This is a genomic window from Vibrio eleionomae (assembly GCF_009874545.1).
Lineage (GTDB): Bacteria > Pseudomonadota > Gammaproteobacteria > Enterobacterales > Vibrionaceae > Vibrio > Vibrio nitrifigilis.
Window position 1 is genome coordinate 17,766 of sequence record NZ_WEKT01000010.1, and the last position, 18,609, is coordinate 36,374.

At 41.2% G+C, this 18,609-nt stretch carries 15 protein-coding genes; 2 read left to right on the plus strand and 13 right to left on the minus strand.

Annotation, left to right across the window (positions count from 1 at the left end; translation table 11 throughout):
- From tssH to dmeF, 13 genes are all read right to left on the minus strand, one after another.
- Positions 1–2,613 (minus strand): type VI secretion system ATPase TssH, encoded by a 2,613-nt coding sequence (gene tssH / locus F9817_RS07795; protein ID WP_161154402.1) that lies wholly within the window; start codon positions 2,611–2,613, stop codon positions 1–3.
- Between the two features lie 28 nt (positions 2,614–2,641).
- Positions 2,642–3,415, minus strand: a complete 774-nt coding sequence (gene icmH / locus F9817_RS07800) for a type IVB secretion system protein IcmH/DotU (protein WP_161154403.1) — start codon at positions 3,413–3,415, stop codon at positions 2,642–2,644.
- A gap of 2 nt (positions 3,416–3,417) precedes the next feature.
- Positions 3,418–4,752, minus strand: coding sequence for a type VI secretion system baseplate subunit TssK (tssK, locus tag F9817_RS07805; protein ID WP_161154404.1), 1,335 nt, complete (start codon positions 4,750–4,752; stop codon positions 3,418–3,420).
- Positions 4,753–4,758: 6 nt separating this feature from the next.
- On the minus strand, positions 4,759–5,262 hold the full coding sequence (gene tssJ / locus F9817_RS07810) for a type VI secretion system lipoprotein TssJ (RefSeq protein ID WP_202436384.1): 504 nt from the start codon (positions 5,260–5,262) through the stop codon (positions 4,759–4,761).
- Positions 5,262–6,749, minus strand: coding sequence for a type VI secretion system-associated FHA domain protein TagH (gene tagH / locus F9817_RS07815; RefSeq protein WP_161154405.1), 1,488 nt, complete (start codon positions 6,747–6,749; stop codon positions 5,262–5,264). Before tagH ends, tssJ begins: the two co-directional genes overlap by 1 nt.
- Before the next feature lie 3 nt (positions 6,750–6,752).
- A complete protein-coding gene (gene tssG, locus F9817_RS07820; RefSeq protein WP_161154406.1) occupies positions 6,753–7,775 on the minus strand; it encodes a type VI secretion system baseplate subunit TssG in 1,023 nt (340 codons plus the stop codon).
- On the minus strand, positions 7,739–9,508 hold the full coding sequence (gene tssF / locus F9817_RS07825) for a type VI secretion system baseplate subunit TssF (protein ID WP_161154407.1): 1,770 nt from the start codon (positions 9,506–9,508) through the stop codon (positions 7,739–7,741). The genes tssG and tssF overlap by 37 nt, the downstream gene beginning before the upstream one ends.
- A gap of 5 nt (positions 9,509–9,513) precedes the next feature.
- Positions 9,514–9,951, minus strand: a complete 438-nt coding sequence (gene tssE / locus F9817_RS07830) for a type VI secretion system baseplate subunit TssE (protein ID WP_161154408.1) — start codon at positions 9,949–9,951, stop codon at positions 9,514–9,516.
- Between the two features lie 2 nt (positions 9,952–9,953).
- The gene (gene tssC, locus F9817_RS07835; protein ID WP_161154409.1) at positions 9,954–11,426 is read right to left on the minus strand and encodes a type VI secretion system contractile sheath large subunit; all 1,473 of its coding nucleotides are present in this window, start codon (positions 11,424–11,426) and stop codon (positions 9,954–9,956) included.
- A gap of 58 nt (positions 11,427–11,484) precedes the next feature.
- Positions 11,485–11,979, minus strand: a complete 495-nt coding sequence (gene tssB / locus F9817_RS07840) for a type VI secretion system contractile sheath small subunit (RefSeq protein ID WP_161154410.1) — start codon at positions 11,977–11,979, stop codon at positions 11,485–11,487.
- 414 nt (positions 11,980–12,393) lie between these two features.
- Complete coding sequence (locus tag F9817_RS07845; protein WP_161154411.1) at positions 12,394–13,413, minus strand: SEL1-like repeat protein; 1,020 nt, start codon at positions 13,411–13,413, stop codon at positions 12,394–12,396.
- Between the two features lie 1,127 nt (positions 13,414–14,540).
- Positions 14,541–14,957, minus strand: a complete 417-nt coding sequence (locus tag F9817_RS07850; protein WP_161154412.1) for a MarR family winged helix-turn-helix transcriptional regulator — start codon at positions 14,955–14,957, stop codon at positions 14,541–14,543.
- Positions 14,958–14,959: 2 nt separating this feature from the next.
- Positions 14,960–15,898 carry a CDF family Co(II)/Ni(II) efflux transporter DmeF gene (gene dmeF / locus F9817_RS07855; RefSeq protein WP_161154413.1) on the minus strand — a complete coding sequence of 313 codons (939 nt, stop codon included), beginning with the start codon at positions 15,896–15,898 and terminating at the stop codon, positions 14,960–14,962.
- Positions 15,899–16,024: 126 nt separating this feature from the next.
- Between dmeF and F9817_RS07860 the strand changes: the two genes are divergently transcribed.
- Together F9817_RS07860 and F9817_RS07865 are read left to right on the plus strand one after the other, a co-directional pair.
- Entirely contained in the window at positions 16,025–17,704 is a 1,680-nt protein-coding gene (locus F9817_RS07860) for an RluA family pseudouridine synthase (protein ID WP_161154414.1), read from the plus strand.
- Positions 17,705–17,847: 143 nt separating this feature from the next.
- Complete coding sequence (locus F9817_RS07865; RefSeq protein WP_161154415.1) at positions 17,848–18,591, plus strand: 2'-5' RNA ligase family protein; 744 nt, start codon at positions 17,848–17,850, stop codon at positions 18,589–18,591.
- The last annotated feature ends 18 nt before the right edge of the window (positions 18,592–18,609 follow it).

An 18,609-nucleotide genomic window follows, 5' to 3' on the forward strand; every position in this document is an offset into this window, starting at 1 on the left:
TTACTCGACCTCACCGATGAACTCACCATCTTGTGCAGACAATGAAATTCGAATGACAGGCTCTTTACTTGCAAGTTTGTTTAATAATGCAAGTGACACTGGCGGTAATAACTGACCATCAATAATAGCTTCAAGCATACGCGCACCATTTTCAGAGCGAGTTGCACGGCTAAGAATCTCATCAATCAATGATTCTTCAACCACCACCTCTGCAGAGTATCGTTCTGCTAATAGATTTTCTAAACGCGCTAACTTACCTTTCACAATGTCACCTAACACTTCTTTGTTCAGTGGCATATAAGGAATCACTTCCATACGAGCAAGTAATGCAGGTTTAAAGAACGCAGCCAATTCTGGATACAATGCGTCATCAAGCTCTGCTAGATTATCTGAGTAATCGACGATGGTTTGGAAACCTAAATTTGAAGTTAGGAAAAAGACCACGTTTTGACAGTCGATTTTACGGCCTTCACCATCATTCAATTCACCTTTATCAAACGCTTGATAGAAGATATTGAGTACTTCTGGGTGTGCTTTTTCAACTTCATCGAGCAGAACCACTGAATATGGCATTTTGCGGATTGCTTCCGTCAACACACCACCTTCACCGTAACCGACATAACCTGGAGGTGAACCAATTAGGCGTGAAACTGTGTGCTTTTCTTGGTACTCAGACATGTTGATAGTCGTCAGGAACTGTTGACCACCATACAATTGCTCAGCAAGTTGCACCACGGTCTCTGTTTTACCAACACCACTAGGACCAACCAGTAAGAATGCACCTTTTGGACGACCAGGGCGGCGTAAGTCAGCGCGTGCGGTAAGTAAATGACGGTGAACGCGTTCAATCGCAGGGTCTTGCCCTTTAATCGCTTTACCCAAAATTTCAGTTAAGTGAGTGATTTTATGCAGTTCGTCGGTGTTCATTTGATCAACGGGTACGCCGGTCCAATCAGCAATAACTTCTGCCACTTGATCGGTATCCACCTGCGGGTACATCAAACGTTCCCCATGAGGAATGCTGTTAAGCTGTTGATATTTATTTTTAAGCTCGGCGGTTAACTCCTCAATCGCTTCTTGTTCAGGCTCTTCTGCTTGCTTTGCTTCCATCAACTCAGCACGCAATTCGACGATACCTTCAACCAAAGAGCGTTGCTCATTCCAAGCATTAGTTAAGGCTTCTTTCTCTTCCTCATCTTGAGCTTCTTGTGCATGAAGAACATCCAATCGAGCTTGATCAACATCCTGACCAAGGTAAGCCGCTCGTTCAAGCATATCGATTTCTAGCTGACGTTGATGACATTCCGTTTCAAGGAGTGAAATACGCGTCGGCGGTGTGGTCATATTAATCGCAATTCGAGCACATGCTGTATCAAGAACATCAATCGCTTTATCGGGCAGTTGACGGCCAGAAATATAGCGTGCTGATAATTCAGCTGCGGCTTTAAGCGCATCATCTGTGATTAAAACGTTATGAGCTTTTTCATACACACCGTTCAGGCCACGTAAGATATCAACGGCTTGAGTGATACTTGGCTCTTCCAACTTAACAAGTTGGAAGCGACGAGTTAACGCTGGATCTTTTTCAAAGTACTTTTTGTATTCTTTCCAAGTCGTAGCTGCGATGGTACTTAGTTCACCACGTGCCAACGCCGGTTTGAGAAGGTTGGCCGCGTCACTTCCCCCTTCTTGATTACCAGAACCAATCAGAGTATGAGCTTCATCAATAAACAGAATGATGGGGTTCGGTGCGTGCTTAATTGCATCTATCACACCTTTAAGACGTTTTTCGAATTCACCTTTCACTGAAGCACCGGCTTGCAGCAGGCCTAAATCCAATGAATAAAGGTCGATTTTTTTAAGTTGTGTCGGTACGTTACCCGCGACAACACGAAGAGCTAACCCTTCGATCATCGCACTTTTACCTACACCTGCATCACCAACAACGATTGGGTTGTTTTTGCGACGACGACACAGGATATCGATCATCAGGTTCAGTTCATTTTCACGGCAAAGTACTGGGTCTAATTCACCGTTCCGAGCTTGCTCTGTTACGTTAGTACAGTATTTATTTAATGGTGAAGAATCACTATTTAACACTGATGATTGTGCTGATGATTTACCTGATTTTTCGACATTTGTTTCAGATGAATCAGCAAGAATCGTTACAAAATGTTTTTTTAAATTTTCACGATTGATACTGTCAAACTGCTTGATCAATTTCAAAGGTAAGTAGCGATCAGCACGTGTAATTGCAGCCAAAAATACCGCACCGGAACGTAGTTCCGTTTGTTCAAGTTCAGTGGTAGACAGTAACCATGCCTCTTGTAACACTTCGACCAATAATGGTGAAAAAGCAGGGTAAGTATCCAATGCTTGTTCACGAGCATAACTTGATGCTAAGGCCTGTTTTACGGCATCTACTTCAATGTTTGCTTGTTTTAGGATTAAGCGAACATCCGATAGTGGGTTATCGATAAGAACATCTAAATAATGCTCTAGTGTTACCTCTGGATGCTGACGCTCGATACAGAGGGACGCTGCTTGCTCTAAAGCCAGTTTACTTTGAGCATTCAACTTTGAAATCAGTGTGGGTAATTCAATACGGATCACGACGAACACCTAGCCTTTTATTTTATAGTTAAAGTATTTGATTTAATTGATTAATGACGTCACTTGTTTTTTCATGTAGGACATAGGTATAGCCAAGAAATACCCCAACCCACAGAATGAAAAAACCAACAAATACCGACCAAACTGGCATTTGAGCACTTAATTTATATTTTGATTGAACAACATGGTCTGTGGCACTTGCCAACGATGGCACCGTTTTTTCATCTATACTTGATAGCAAATCGTGCAATCGCGTGATCACTCGTTCACGTTCAACGTGACCACCATCCATCACACGGTACTTACCCTCAAAGCCTAAGACTAAGCAGTGATAAATGAATTCTAATAGTGGTTGATAACGCTTAGGTTCGTCTTCCAAACGACCTAAAATAGTAAACACTTTTTCACCGCCCCACGTTTCATTATGGAAACGGGAAAGCATAGAGTGTTCAGCCCAAACACTGGATGCTCCCCATTCAGTTCCCATCACCGCCTCATCTAAAAATGCACATAGAATATAGCGATAAGCCATGAGAACAGCATGTTCAAAACCTTGCTCAGATAACTCAATTTCAATAGCTTTAATTTCTTCGATCGTTTGGTGATAAATCTCTTCAATATTGTCGCAATCAGACAGAGAGCGAACACGTAGAGATAACCCGAATAACGGGGTCGCCGCATCAATCAGTACGTTCGGGTTATCCCCGCGTAGTTGGAACCAGTAGTCCTGGTCATAGTTGATTTGTTCGACGTCATCAAACAATAACTCACTGTATTGTTGTTCTTTTTTATTTAACGCCATGATTAACTCCTAATAGCCCAGAACTGCAGGTCTAGATCATCAAACGCTGCTGCAACGTGGAATGCAAAACCACTAGAATTTTTCAGCATATCCCAAGCAGGGCTAGTCTTATCCAATTGGTAGTATGTATAACCAGCGTGATATGGTAACTGGCGAGGTGCTACAGGTAGAGAAACAAGTGGAACACCTGGCAATTGCAATGAGATGAGTTCGCGAATTTTCTCAACAGATGACACTTTAGTTTGTTGAGTAAAGAGTCGGCGAAGTTCATCAAGCGGCATACGTGCTTTAACAGCAATAATAAATTCAGCACTGTCCATCAATTGTGGATCGTGTACTGGCGCAACCATCAATCCGTATTTACGTTTATCTAGCTGAATTGAAACTGCACGAGGTTCAAGTACCACACTTAGACTCTGACGTAAGTTACGAATCAGAGGGCCGAATGACAGTCCCGGCATATCGTGGTTATAACTTGGTAAACTCGGTGGCATACGGCTTTCGCTTGTAAACGTTGAGAGCTCTCCACACACAGTCGAAAGGCATTCAAATAAACGTTCAGGATGAAGACTACGTAATTCTGCCAAATGTTGCATTTGCGGCTGTAAGCGGTTTAATGCTTGTAGCAACATAAAATCGGATACATCAGCAACACCACCTTGTGATGGGGCCGCGATACGTTGAGCGATATTTTTAGCTCTCTCACGCATCAAGCCAGACATTTCATTAATGAAACGGTGCAAACCCGATAGTCCAACCACATTGTAGTGACAGGGAATAAATTCTTGGTCGAGAACGACACTACCGTCTGGACGCTTTTCAGAAATACGAGCAATAGCGATGGATGCGTAGGCACTACGATCTTCTTTTTCCAGCATCAACTGCATTCTTACAGGAGACACATCGATAGTTGTCGTATCACCTTGTGCACTGTGAACATCGCGAACTTCCATGCGACGGCTCACATAACGACCCGTCCCTTTTTCTTCTGGCCAGTTCACTTCCATCAACGACTCACTGCGCAATGGAACCGCAAGGTAAATAAGCTGGTTTGCCAATGAAGCATCTTCAATTTCTAGTGCATCAGGCATCGCATCTTCTTGAGGAATACGAAATGCGGTGCCATCGGGCATAATTCCAACGGCTCGTTCAATAGCGATACGTCCAAAAGAAAGGTATTCTGGGTTTAGTGACAGCTCAGAAACACCATAAAGATAACGACTAGCCGCGCTAATGCGTTCATCAATGTAATATTCCGTGTAGCGCTGTTGCTGCTGGAAATGCTGAGGTTTAATAAACAACCCTTCATTCCAGATAACTCGGTTACGTGCAAACATGGCCTATCACTCCACCCGATCTAATTTGACGTTGTAATCTTTAAAAAGCATTAATAAGTGGTACTCGCGCCCCTTATTGATCACTTTGACCGCTTTTTTCCACTCACTCAGTTCAGGGTCCGCAAAGTGTGCAATCACACCGATGTAATGAGTGTCTTTACTAATTTCAAAAGAATTAACAAACTTAAATTGTCCTGGCATCAACACGTAGTCATAGCTTTTAATAAAGTTACTGCGTAGTGCTTTTTCATAGTCTGTTTTCAGTTGGTCATAATCAGCAGACATCAACATAGAATCATCTTGTAATTCAAACACTTGAATTTCAACGGGTGATGCTTCACCCCAAATATTCGGATTCACCCCTTCATCTGCGACAAGGCTGAGTGTCACCTTCGTCGGCTGTTTCGCTGGGTTGTACGCATCTTCTGGTTGTTCTTCAGAAGAGCCACCGCTACTACAAGCGGTCAACAACATGAGCGGCAACAGCAACAACAGCAGTTTTTTCACCATTACAGCTCCAGTTGCTTCTCACGGATTTTTTTGTCGTACGCCTGCTCAAAGATTTCCCAGAACAATTTTTCAAAACCACGTTGGCGATTTGACGTCAGTTCTTTGTAGTAATTGCAATACATGTCCCACGCCCACGCTTGATCGTTCGATGCATGTGCGTCGGTATTACGGCGATAGTGTTGGAAACGGCGTAAAAGCACTTCTGGAGAAAACGCGGCCAAGATTTGAGTGAGAGCTTCTGATGTTGCATGCTGCATCGCATCATTGTGATCACGAACGTTTTTCAAACTTTCAGAAATAGCGGCTGGCGCAGATAGGTGAACTAAGCTTTTGTTAGAATCGTACATAGTGCGCACGGTTTCTTCATAAGACAAACCAAGACGAAGCGGGTTATCTTCAATCGGTTGAAGGTTACGGTTCATCGTACCAAATCGACCTTCACTGACTTGTTGGTGGAGATCAAGTAAACCTTTAACACACGCCTGTAAGGACTCACCCATTTCTTCTGACAACATATGCATGCGTTTCATATCATTATCATCACTGATATCAACACCTAAACCTTGCAACATCGGACCGGTTAGCAGGTGCTTACTACTGCCTGTTGGTGATACCGATGTTTCATTAGATTGATGTTGAGTCTCTGCTTGTTCTGATTGGAAACTTTTTGCAACTTCCTCTTCAAGCAAATCTAGTACTTTGTCATCCATTGGGGAGCCCTCTGATACGTTGTTTAGCGTTGTGTCGTTATAATGTGATTGTGGTATTGGTTCTGCATGAGACTGATTTTCAGCAATTTTTTTTGCTTCCTTTTTACGAGAACCAAAACCTAAAATTCGTTTTAAACTGATAGAAGAAGTCATTTCATACTCACTATCGGCCTGAGGTGTATAGTTCAATTCGTTCAGAACCAGATTATCCTCAGGCACGATAGAATCTGATTCTTCATTAACTTCTGGCACAGGATCATCAATTAACGATTCCGTTTCTTCTGTTCTCGTTTTGACGGCATCCAACGCCAGCAATGGGTCAGCGTCAACGCGGGTTTCTTCTGTGCGTTCTTCTTCGTCTTCAGTCGCATCAGCAAGCAAGTCAACCTCACCGTCCGTAAACATGGTATCGAGTGAACCTACTGTTGGTTCATCGACCGTTGTGCCCATTAGCACGCGTAATTGATATGGGCCGACACCCACTTCATCTTTATGTTCCAACTTAGCGAGTTGATTCAAACCAAGCGGCATATGAGATCCATTCACATACGTCTCACCACAACGGTCTTTAATACAAAACGCACCATCAATCATCACCAATTCACAGTGCACAGCTCTTACTTTATTTTGCGAATCTTTTAATCGCCATGTCGCAAATGTGTCAGAGCCAATCGTGCCACCAGATTCGGTCCACGTTGATTGAGCAGTTAAGCCTGATTCCAATAACTGAACGTTGGTCACCAATAAAGTGAGTGAAGGCGATGTTGTTTTATTCATTTTTTATTGCCTCACTTGTATTAATACGTGTTGATCTTGAGCTTCTTCGCCGAGGAAAGTAGTCCATCCCAATGCAACACCTCTTTTAGAGTTCAATTGCATTGCAGGCGCTTCATCTTCCGCCATACTTAACTCAAGGTCATAAGCCATCTGCTCACGCAGAATCACTTCCACCAACTTGCATAGAGGTTGGTACTCTTTGCCTGAAGGAAGAAAATCAGCAAACCGTTCTCGAGTCAGTTCACTAATCTGGATGGTGAACTTACCGTTACAGTCCATAACGGTTTCACCAATAATCGAATCAACGCCGAGTTGTGCGTTTTGCATCCCTAGCGCCATTTGTTGTTCGCGTTCAATGTTGACTTTTCTGCGTACCCACTGCTGAATTTCGACTTTAGGTAAATCGAAACAGTGAGCAATAATCCCTGCCACTACTTGCGGTGAACGGCTGCGACCCGCTAACGTGCCAGCATATGCCAACATTTTGCACCAGTTGATCGGCGCTTCACCGCGTAAACGGGAATCGCCTAAACCTACTAACGCGAACAGTTGTGCTGAAAAATCGTCTTCTGCATCTGGTTGATACCGCACGTAATAGCGATACTTTCGCCATACTCGGTAAACCAGATTGATGAGGCGATTATTAAAAAAATCAAAAAATGGTTGCCGATAACCACCAGGCTCTTCGCATGCTAATTGCTCAGTAATGAAACCAGGTAATGGTGATTGAGCACCTGACAAACCAAAAAAGTTAGTCAGCATTACCAAACGGTCATCATCGCGCTCGGTTAATGAAGCTACGTCTGATGGTGAAAAACCCAAACTTGTGTTGGCACTAAACACCAAGCGACATTCACGCTCCCATTCTTCAGATTCAGGATTGAGATCATTCAACCTCTGCAGCAGTTCGACCAACTGATAGAAGTTGTATGAATGTACTTTTTCGGGCAAATGCCCATGGGGCACTTGCGTATGCTCATCGTCAATCATTAGATCAACGGCTGCATTCCGCTCTGAGTTCCCCATGTGTACTTCTCTCGATTGGTGATATTAACCACCACCAACTCATGGAATGAGTTAATGCTGGCGTAAAGTGCAAAAAAGTGACTCAGTACTGTGCCAAATAAGTACAAATCACCTTCCGAACCAAATTTAGTTTGATCAACATAAATAATTGACTGCAAACCTCTAACAGGTAAACCTCGTAGAATTTTATCCACGGGTTTTGATTCAATTTTGTCGATGCCTTCTAAACGTTGACGACCAATGCGCTCAGCTTGTCTATCGACTAATGCGCGGAAATCATAAGCTCTTAAAACGCTGCTCAAAGCATCTTTTGATAGTAGTGACAGATAGTTGAGAGATAAGTTTGAGATCAATGTCCAAAGCAAACTTCCATCTAAAACTGGACGTAAACATTGCGTTGGGATGGTGATATTTCTAAAAGCAGCAAAAGGCGGAGAAGTATCTGTAGCTTCACAAATATCGCCAATACCTAGTTCTAAAGGTAATAGGCGATTAGTACAGGTAATCTTTACGGAAACAGCTTCATCGATACCAATTGAAGCAGTTTCATCGCTACGAACAAAGGATAGGAAAGTATCAAATCCGTCACCACGAATGCTGTCACGAGTTCGGCTACGGTAATACAACGCCTTGCGATTACGAGCACGTTCAACTTCATGTTGAAAACTTTCAAAAGCAGAATAAACACGTTTTTCACCACGAACTCGACGCCCTGATTGGGTTGAGTCCTGCCACCCAGTCACACTATCGATACTAAAAATTTCATAGTGAGATGGATAGCGACTTGAAGGTATTACACGGTATTCGGTTCTCTTACCGTTGAGATCAATAGGATCGGCATCGTGCTCGAATAGATTAATTGCTGGTGTGCAATACAATTGGAAATTTTCATTACGAACACGAACATCACTCGGCAATGTTTTAGAAAAACTAATCTTCAACTTAAACTCACCATGCACATTCTTTGGCAATGCGTGGCTTAAGCCGGCAATATCAATAAAGTGAAACGCTTCTGGGAAAGACAGGTATTCTTGAAGAATACGATATCCTTCATAAACATTACTAGGGTATGGCAATAAAGACTGCTCGCTTTCAAAGCCAACAGTTGAAAATGCATTTTTAGGTAGTGAAAACTCTACACCATTTACCTCAACACTGATCTTGGCCAAATAATGATTTAACCAAAGATATAGCATCTGAGAGCTGTACTGATCACCGCCTAGATAAAAACGTAATTTGCCTAACTTAGCATCCCCAGCACTAATATCGCCGTTTAGACACATATCTAAACTAATTGTGGTCGCTTCTCTCGTGTGTTCAGCATGTACACCAAAGCAATTTAAAGGATATAAGTCGACATCTCGGCAAGTTCTAAAATGGCATTTAGTACCGAAAACCGGCTTACTATCTAGCTGAGTTCCTCGCGCGACTGTCTGCTTTTCACTCACACTTTTGTCTGGAGAAAAGGACATAATTGTCATGCTAGGCACTGGGCGTAGATAGTTAGGCCATAGCATATTGATGATCGAGTGAGTAAGTTCAGGAAACTCATCTTCCACTTTTTCTCGCAAGCGTGCAGTCAGAAAAGCAAAGCCTTCCAACAAACGTTCCACATCAGGATCCGTATTACGCCCATGGAGAAACCGCGCTAGCTGGGGGTGAATTTCAGTAAATTCTTTCCCTTGCTCTTTTAAAAAGGCGAGTTCTTCTCTGAAGTACTTATCTTGAGTCATATAGCTTAATACACTCGATATTTTCTATTTTGATCCAACAGCAAATTGAACTGTATTTTGTCGTGCAGTGCTTCACTGTTGAGCGTTGCGACAATATGGAATCTTAGCGTTAATGGATCTTGACCACCGTTGTCTGCTCTTACTTGCACGTTAATTAAACGCGGTTCATAAGTTTGCAAACAGTTTTGGATAGCAAGACGAATCCTTAACGACAAGTCCATTGTCTCTAGTGTTGCGTCATTAAAATCAAGCAATCCCAAATTGGGGGCACTTTCAGCGCCTCCAACTCGTGTATTCAAAATATTCGCAACATTACGTTTTACAGATTCGAGTACATCACCAGGTTCTGGCCCTTGGGTCAGTGACATAGGCTTAGAGCCGGCTTCTAAACGTTCAAAGAAGCCAACTCCAAATGCACTCTCTTCAGGTGCAATGTATGTCATGATTATTGATCCAAGCGACCTACCAGTGATAATTCAAAGTTCGCACCCATGTATTTGAAGTGAGGACGAACTGCTAACGACACTTGATACCAACCTGGGTTACCTTCAACATCTGCAACCTCAATCTTCGCAGCGCGAAGAGGACGACGGCTACGAACGTCTGCTGGTGGGTTTTCTTGGTCAGCAACATACTGTTTGATCCAGCCGTTCAATTCACGTTCTAGATCTTGGCGTTCTTTCCAAGAACCAATTTGTTCACGTTGTAGAACTTTAATGTAGTGAGCAAGACGGTTGATAATCATCATGTAAGGAAGTTGAGTACCTAACTTGTAGTTAGTTTCCGCTTCTTTACCTTCTTTGGTATTAGGGAAGATTTTTGGTTTCTGAATTGAGTTTGCAGAGAAGAATGCTGCGTTATCACTCCCCTTACGCATAGTAAGAGCAATAAAGCCTTCTTCTGCTAATTCAAATTCTTTACGGTCTGTAATAAGTACTTCCGTTGGGATTTTCGTTTGAAGTGCACCCATTGACTCAAAAACGTGCACAGGAAGATCTTCAACAGCACCACCACTTTGTGGACCGATAATGTTTGGACACCAGCGGTATTTTGCAAAGCTATCGGTTAGACGAGTTGCAAAAGCGAACGCTGTATTACCCCATAGATAATGCTCGTGAGATTCAGTCACATTCTCTTGGTAATTAAAGGTTTTGATTGGATTTTCTGTTGGGTCATAAGGAACACGCAACAAGAAACGTGGCGCAGTAAGGCCAAGATAGCGTGCATCTTCAGACTCACGTAGTGAACGCCATTTAGTGTATTTTGGACTTTCAAAGATAGATTTTACATCTTTGATATTTGGTAATTCTTCAAAAGAGTCGATGCCAAAGAACTCAGGACCAACACTTGAAATAAATGGAGCATGCGCCATCGCGCCCAAAGCACCCATATATTGGAGAAGCTTCATGTCTGGTGTAGATGGCGTAAAGGCGTAGTTACCGATAATCGCGCCTGTTGGTTCACCACCGAATTGACCGTAACCTGAAGAATAAACATGTTTGTATAGACCAGACTGAGATGTTTCTGGAGCAAATTCAAAGTCTTCAAGCAGTTCTGCTTTCGTTACATGTAAAATATCGACTTTGTTGTTTTCGCGAAAATCTGTGCGGTCAACAAATAGCTTCAAGCCACGCCATGATGATTCAAGCTGTTGGAAAGATTCATTATGTAAAATCTCGTCCATTTGAGAACTGATTTTTTTATCAAGTTCAACAAGCATTTGATCTACAAGTGACTTGTTTACAGGTTCATCCGTTTGATTTGAACCAATTAAGTTTTCAATGAAGGCTGCAACACCCTTTTTCGCAACATCATATCCTTCTTCACTCGGTGCAATACGAGTTTGAGACATGATTTCGTCTAGCAAGCCACCTTCGGCGAGCTGAGCACTTTCTAATGCTGATTCTGTAGTAGACATCTTTTTGTTCCTAACCGTGAATTATGTGACAAAAGTTATGAGTCAAGTTTTAAGCGAATTACTCTTCCGAACTAACGATGTTCAGTTCAGAAAGTAGTTTTTCACGTGATTCTTCCGAATTAAGGAGCTCTTGTAGACGATCGCGGAACGCTGGGATATTTCCTAGAGGACCTTTCAACGCAACAAGTGCTTCACGTAATTCGATTAACTTTTTCAATTCAGGAACCTGAGCTGCTACAGAATCTGGAGCAAAATCTTGCAGGGTATTAAAACTTAACTCGACGGGCAGTTCAGCATTTTCGTCATCAGACAATTTGCTTTTCACTGAGGTGCTAAGTTTAAGGTTGCTTTCACGCATAACAGATTCAAAGTTGTTTTTATCAACTGAAACTGTCGCACGCTCTTCAACTGGAGTTTCCTCTGAATGGCCTTTAAAATCACCAACTACTAGAGTTTTTAATGGCAATTCAATTTCAGCCTGTGCATCTCCCGTTGCCGGAACATATTTGATATTAATCCGCTCTTTAGGAGCTACACTTCCTTCTTTAGACATACTATGTCTCCACTACCTATACCAATCGCTGTTAATGAATACGAATGTATAAAGTCACAAAAATAACCCTATACATTCTGACGTTATTTATATATCAAATTCTTTGCGTATCACTGTCTTAATATTTAGTTGCTTTAAGCCGTTTAATTGAGTGCAACCAAATAGTTAGTATCTTTTATTTGAGTAAGACAATGGCACTTATATTATTTATCTTCTATTCGAACGTTCAATAATATACAAGCTACTATTTTGTTATTCAACGTTCATTTAATTCAGAACAACCCTATTCTATTCACTAAGAACAAAATACCATCACATTAATGTATTAAAATATGATCTAGTTTCCAAAAAAAACCATCCTATTAATAATGTCTTGTCAGACTTATGGATTAGCTTTACCACCAACGGGTTAGATCAAATATCCCAATAAACATCATGGTTATAAAAAGGTTTCTCTTTACGTAAATTCGCTTCAATCTTTTTCGATTTCGATAAATCTTCTGGTGAAATTGTTTTCATAATATCTGAATAATGTTGTTCTATATTGTCATACAAAACACCCAGTCGATCTGTCCCTGCCGTTTCTAAGTATATATCGTAGTAGGCTTTGGCCGTGGCTAAGTCTTGGTCTACAAACTGATAATCAGTACTAAATCCACTCAAGATGATTGCAACAGCTGCAAGTGAAGTTAAATCACCTTCCTTCACCGCTTTCTGGCGCCATTTAAAAGCCTCTTGATAATTACCCAAATCTTCAAGGCGTTGAATGTAATTACGTACAGCTGGCATATACCCTGTATCTGCTGCAGCCTTATACATCTTATCTATTGTTTTTTCTCGACTACCAGGGAAAATATAAGTGCCTTCCCCAGACTCTATCGATTTTGCTTTTTCCATTAATGCCTTTGGAATATCAAAATCAAGCGATTTATTGAGATAGTAGTTCGATAATTCCTGATCCGATTTACGATAAAAATTAGCCAACTCGAACATAGCTTGACCTGGTTCTGTCTGACCTAAAGTAATCAAGCTATTGTAATAGTGTTTCTTCCAGTAGTTACGTTCACGTAATCTCAACCAGTTACCATCGAGATACAAATGGCGCATAGCTTGCCGATTACCACCTTGAGCCGCTTTTAGTAAATATTCTTGCGCCTTAGGGGGGGTACGAATTGTTGTATTGTAGTTCGACAATTCCATTGCATAGAGGTATGCAGCTTTTGCATCTCCCTTATCTGCAGAATACTTTAGATAAGGTCGAGCTTTGGTATTTTTTAGCTGAGCCCGAAGAAGTTTGCCTTCTTGATAAGCTTCATTAGCATTCAAGCTACTAATATCATAAGACTTATCGCTGGATGTATCTTCGGCATAAGCATGACTCGTACACCCTAAAAGAATCAAAGACGCGATAATACTATTAGTGAAAGTTGCCACAGACACGACCTCTAAAGACATTTATTTTTGTTAATGTTGCAGCCTCAAAAGCCACCGTAAGTTTATCGTCAAGGGTTCGTGACCAATACATGATAGATATCATCAAGTGACGCACTATGTTAGTTTGTTTGCAACAAACTAAAACGTTGCTGTCCATATCAACTCTCCATAAGCCTTTTTTATGTTTGGATTGGGCTTCTAAGCTCTTTTTTTGAATATCTGATACTTATTGCCTTCGTGATAATAACCCTAGCCATGGTAGATTATCGCTCATCCCAAACATTCTGGTGACGTTGTTATTTAGAATTCAGTTAAGCAGACCGACAAGCTATCGATTTCAATACGAATAAGCCAATTGCTTATTAGTACCTCTGCTTAGTGGCCCTATAATGACGTAAATTTAAGTAAAAATAATCACCTCATTAAAGCAACAATTCAACTTTGCGATAGATATTCCAAATTTAAAATACTTACCATTTTCTGACAAAATTAAAACAAAAAAATAATTAATCATTAAGACACAATAAAATCAGGAATTTAATAAAACATCATTCTATATACCTAAAAAGCCATAACCCATTAACGACCAATAATTTACATAAACTTTGCATAAAACATTTAACAATCACCTTTAAAATATATTTTTTTGGATAAACATCACAAAAACAAATTTTTAAAAGTCTCTGATCTATTAAAGTCAATTTTTTAACATATCGGCTCTTAACAACAGAAGAAATAAAAAATACAAATGCTTGAAAATGAATAATTAGCTTTCTAAATACATAGAGACGGAGGTTGCTGGGATTTTATACTTTAAACGGATACTTGTTTTAGTAACTACGCTATACCTCAAATGGCCTCAAGATGCAGAATTCAGAGCCTCATCAAAGAGCACAGGCCAAGCGTAACATCTTTAAAGGTATGGTTGTTCCCTTTCAACGAGATTGAATGAAGAAATAGAAATAGGCTTGCTGATGCGTGCCCCAAGAGCAAGTTTTATTGACTCTAAGGCTGTGTGACTAGTTCTGAAAGCAGAATAACTCTATCTTCAAATCATTGCCTTGACTGATAGCGAATGCATGCTCTCTGAAACGATATGGTAAGGGACCTAGCTTATAAACCATATCTTAGAATTCTTGATTCATTTTTTTCAACATACCGGCAAGGATTTGTTGTTCTTGTTCTGAAAGGTGACGAGTAAGATCTTCTGTCAACTGCAAATGAAGATCATTGTGAATCTTGAACACTTGAGTGCCCTCTTCGGTTAAATTCACCAAAATAGAACGCCTATCTCCTTCTAACGACTGCCTTTCGATTAGCCCTGCTTTTACTAGCTTATCTACTTGTACGGTCAAGGTCCCTGTCGTAATACCCAAATGATTAGCTAACTCTTTCATGCGCATTGCACCATGGCTACCCAGAACTTCCAGTGTGTGAACTTGAGCTAAAGAAAAGTTAGTTTCTTTAACCACAGAAAGCTCCCAAGAAGACATTTTGTCGTAAAACTCAGTGATCAAGTTGTTCAGTTTGGCTAAATGCTGCATATCTAATTACCTGATGGATGAGAGACCTCTATAGTGAGGTGCGATATTCTATCAAACTCTCTGAGGTGGTGTCTAAAAAACGCAGAATTTTCATTACCTTTAGTTTCTAATGTCAACATAGCGGCATAATGATCCGCACTGACACGCCACATATGTAAATCTTTTACCGCTACACCCAAACTTTCTAATTTTTCGAGAATTTTCTTCTCATAAGATAAATTTACTTGGGCATCCAGCAAAATCGGCGCTGTCTGCCTCATTAATCCCCACGCCCATTTAGTGATGACTAATGCACCTACAATCCCCATGACTGGATCTAACCAAATCCATCCCCAGTATTTCCCAACAATGAGAGCAATAATCGCTAACACCGACGTTAAAGCATCGGCTAATACATGCATATACGCTGCTTTCAGGTTGTGGTCATGATGGTCATGATGGTCATGATGGTCATGATGGTCATGATGGTCATGATGGTCATGATGGTCATGATGGTCATGATGGTCATGATGGTCATGATTGACCACATTGACTGTCAAGCCAATAATCGCAACCCCAATGGCTTCATTGAATTCGATAGATTCCGGTGAAACTATCCTCGCTATCGATTCGATAACCATAATAATGGCGACAATTTCCAGCCCTACAGCGCTCGTAAAACCACCAAGAACGCTCACCTTTCCTGTGCCAAAAGAATAAGTTCGGGAGTCTCGATGAGTCCGGGAATAACGAAGAGCAAACAACGTAATGCAAAACGCTGCTGCATGGGTTCCCATATGCCAACCATCCGCCAATAACGCCATAGAACCAAAAATGGTTCCGGTCGAGATCTCTATTATCATCATGGTCAATGTTAACAGCAGTACCCACATAGTACTTTTCTCCCCTGACTCATTCAGATAAGAAAACGTGGCTGCTTTTATACAATTTTGATTACTCATAACTCACACACTTTGATTATCAAACTATAGTCATGGTAGTTTGTTTGATAATCAAAGTAAAATGGCAATGGAATATTTTTTGTCACTAGGTACAATCCTCTGACCTTAATTGATACGGCTATTTTTATGAGCCCAAACTGCTTTACGCCATTTACATCGAACATCTCTCACATAGAGCTGCCATTAAAATTTACCTATCCCTTTTGTTATGACCCTCATCCTTTATGCGTCATCGCAGCAAAAGAGTTGCAACTTTATATAGAGAAGCAACAAATATGGAACCATCCCTTTGGTCTCAATGAATCAGAGCCAAAAGGACATGGAAAAATGTTTGGGGTTTTAGTGGTAAAAAATGCCGATGGTGAACTTGGCTATTTAGCTGGTTTTTCTGGCCTACTTGCAGGGGAACTTAATCAACCCGGATTTGTGCCACCACTATTCGACCGTATCAAGAACAGCGAAGTGTTCAAGCCAGAAGCGGATGCGATTGCCGACATTAACGCGCAAGTCCGAACCCTGAGTAATTCGGAAGAATTAAACCAATTACAAGCAAAACTCGCTGAAACGCATCACTATGCACAGGACGAGTTAGAAGCATTACGTTTACACATTATCGAACAACGTAAAATCCGTAAGGAAAAAAGAAAGATATTTGAGAACACGTTGAGTGATGACGAATTGCAACAACAGCTTGATGTTTTGGGCAAACAGAGTGTATCCGAGAAAAAACAGCAGCTTGCTTTAAAAGAAAAATGGCAGGCAAAATCTGATTATTATCAGAGTCAACTTGATGCAGTGAAGAAGAAAATCGAACAGCTCAAAAAAGAGCGTCGTCAACGGTCTGCCGCTTTACAGCAACATCTTTTTTCTCAATATCAAATGCTGAATAAAAACGGAGAGGCGAAACCTCTACTAGATATTTTTGCGCCGCTACCGAACCCAGTGCCACCAGCAGGTTCGGGGGAGTGTGCTGCGCCAAAAATGTTGCAATATGCGTTTCAGCATCAATTAGAACCTATATGCATGGCTGAATTTTGGTGGGGTCGTTCTCCAAAATCAGAGATTCGCAAGCATCAAAAATATTACCCGGCTTGTCAGAGTAAATGTTTTCCTATCCTTGGCCATATGCTGCAAGGCATGGAAGTCGACGACAACCCATTATTACAGAACCCAGGTGAACACACACAGATCGATATCGTTTACCAAGACGATGCTATTGTGGTTATTAATAAGCCAGCAGAGTTACTTTCTGTACCTGGCGTGCATGTGAAAGACTCCGCTTTAACAAGGCTACAAAAACAATTTGGCGATTGTGAAGGTGTTTTTGTATTACATCGTTTGGATATGTCTACATCCGGACTATTGGTGTTTGCCTTAACGCGAAGAGCTAATAAGCATTTGCAAAAACAGTTCATTACTCGCCAAGTGCAGAAAAAGTATGTGGCCGTCTTAGAAGGCAAATTATCAGAAAAATCGGGAGAGATAACACTCCCTCTTCGAGCTGATTTGGAAGATAGACCACGTCAAATGGTGTGTTTTGAACATGGAAAAGCCTCTCATACTACATGGCAATGGTTAGGCGATGACGAAGACGGTTGTAGTCGCGTGAGTCTTTCTCCACATACAGGAAGAACACATCAACTCCGCGTGCACTGTGCCCACCAACAAGGTCTTAATATGCCGATTAAAGGGGATGATTTATACGGCACCAAAGATCAACGGCTGCATTTACATGCCGAAGAGTTAATATTTACGCATCCTTATACTCTGCAACTCATGGTATTCAACGCTAAGCCTGATTTTTAAGTACTCAGGAGAAATAAGATAGCTATCGCCAATGAGTACACAAAAGCGTACATTAATCGAACTGTTTTACTAAACAAATATTCCTTTCCAAAGTTACGATTGCTTTGATATCAGTAACTTTGGAACAACTATTGAGATACTCCATGACATATTTCAAACGAACTACACGTATTGTAAGTATCATTGGCACACTCGCATTTACTTTCAGTTCTGTACCTTCCTACGCTGACACACAGACACCGAGTGTCAGCACTGAAAGCGTCGATGTCTTTGCTATTCCTTCACAGCCCATTGTTGATTTAGTTAAGAAAACCAGCGATCAACTCAATGATTACGGCATGACCAGTTTTTATCGCCAAGGAAAACCGGTACATATCACTTTATATCTATCGACATTCGATCAAGCTAAAGAAAAAAACATTCAAAAAATCGTCAGTCAACTTGCGGAAAAATATCATGCTCTGCCTATTTCAGCAAAAGGCTTTACAGTAACCAAAGGCAAGTGGGCATTTATCAACGTTGATAATTCTACTGAACTACAACGATTAGCGGACGAAGTCACCTTAGCAATAGAACCACTGAGAAACAAAAATAGCCCGATCCCTAATTGGGTCGCGAATTATCCCAATAAAAAAGCCGCGTTCGAACGCTATGGTAGTCCTAATGTCTTCCAAAATTTCGCCCCCCATTTGACCTTGCTGGCAGAAGAAAATAGCCCTGAGCTGATCAACTTTAGCCGTATGATGACAACCCAACAGCCCAAAGCTCAAGGCGCAGTGATCGGGATCGGCGTTGGTGTTACTGATAAATGGGGCCAGCAGAAAAAAATCTTAGGTGAGTATCTTTTTACTCACACAAACAGCAATGACCATTCGGATATTCACTAAAATGTTAACCTAACAGCG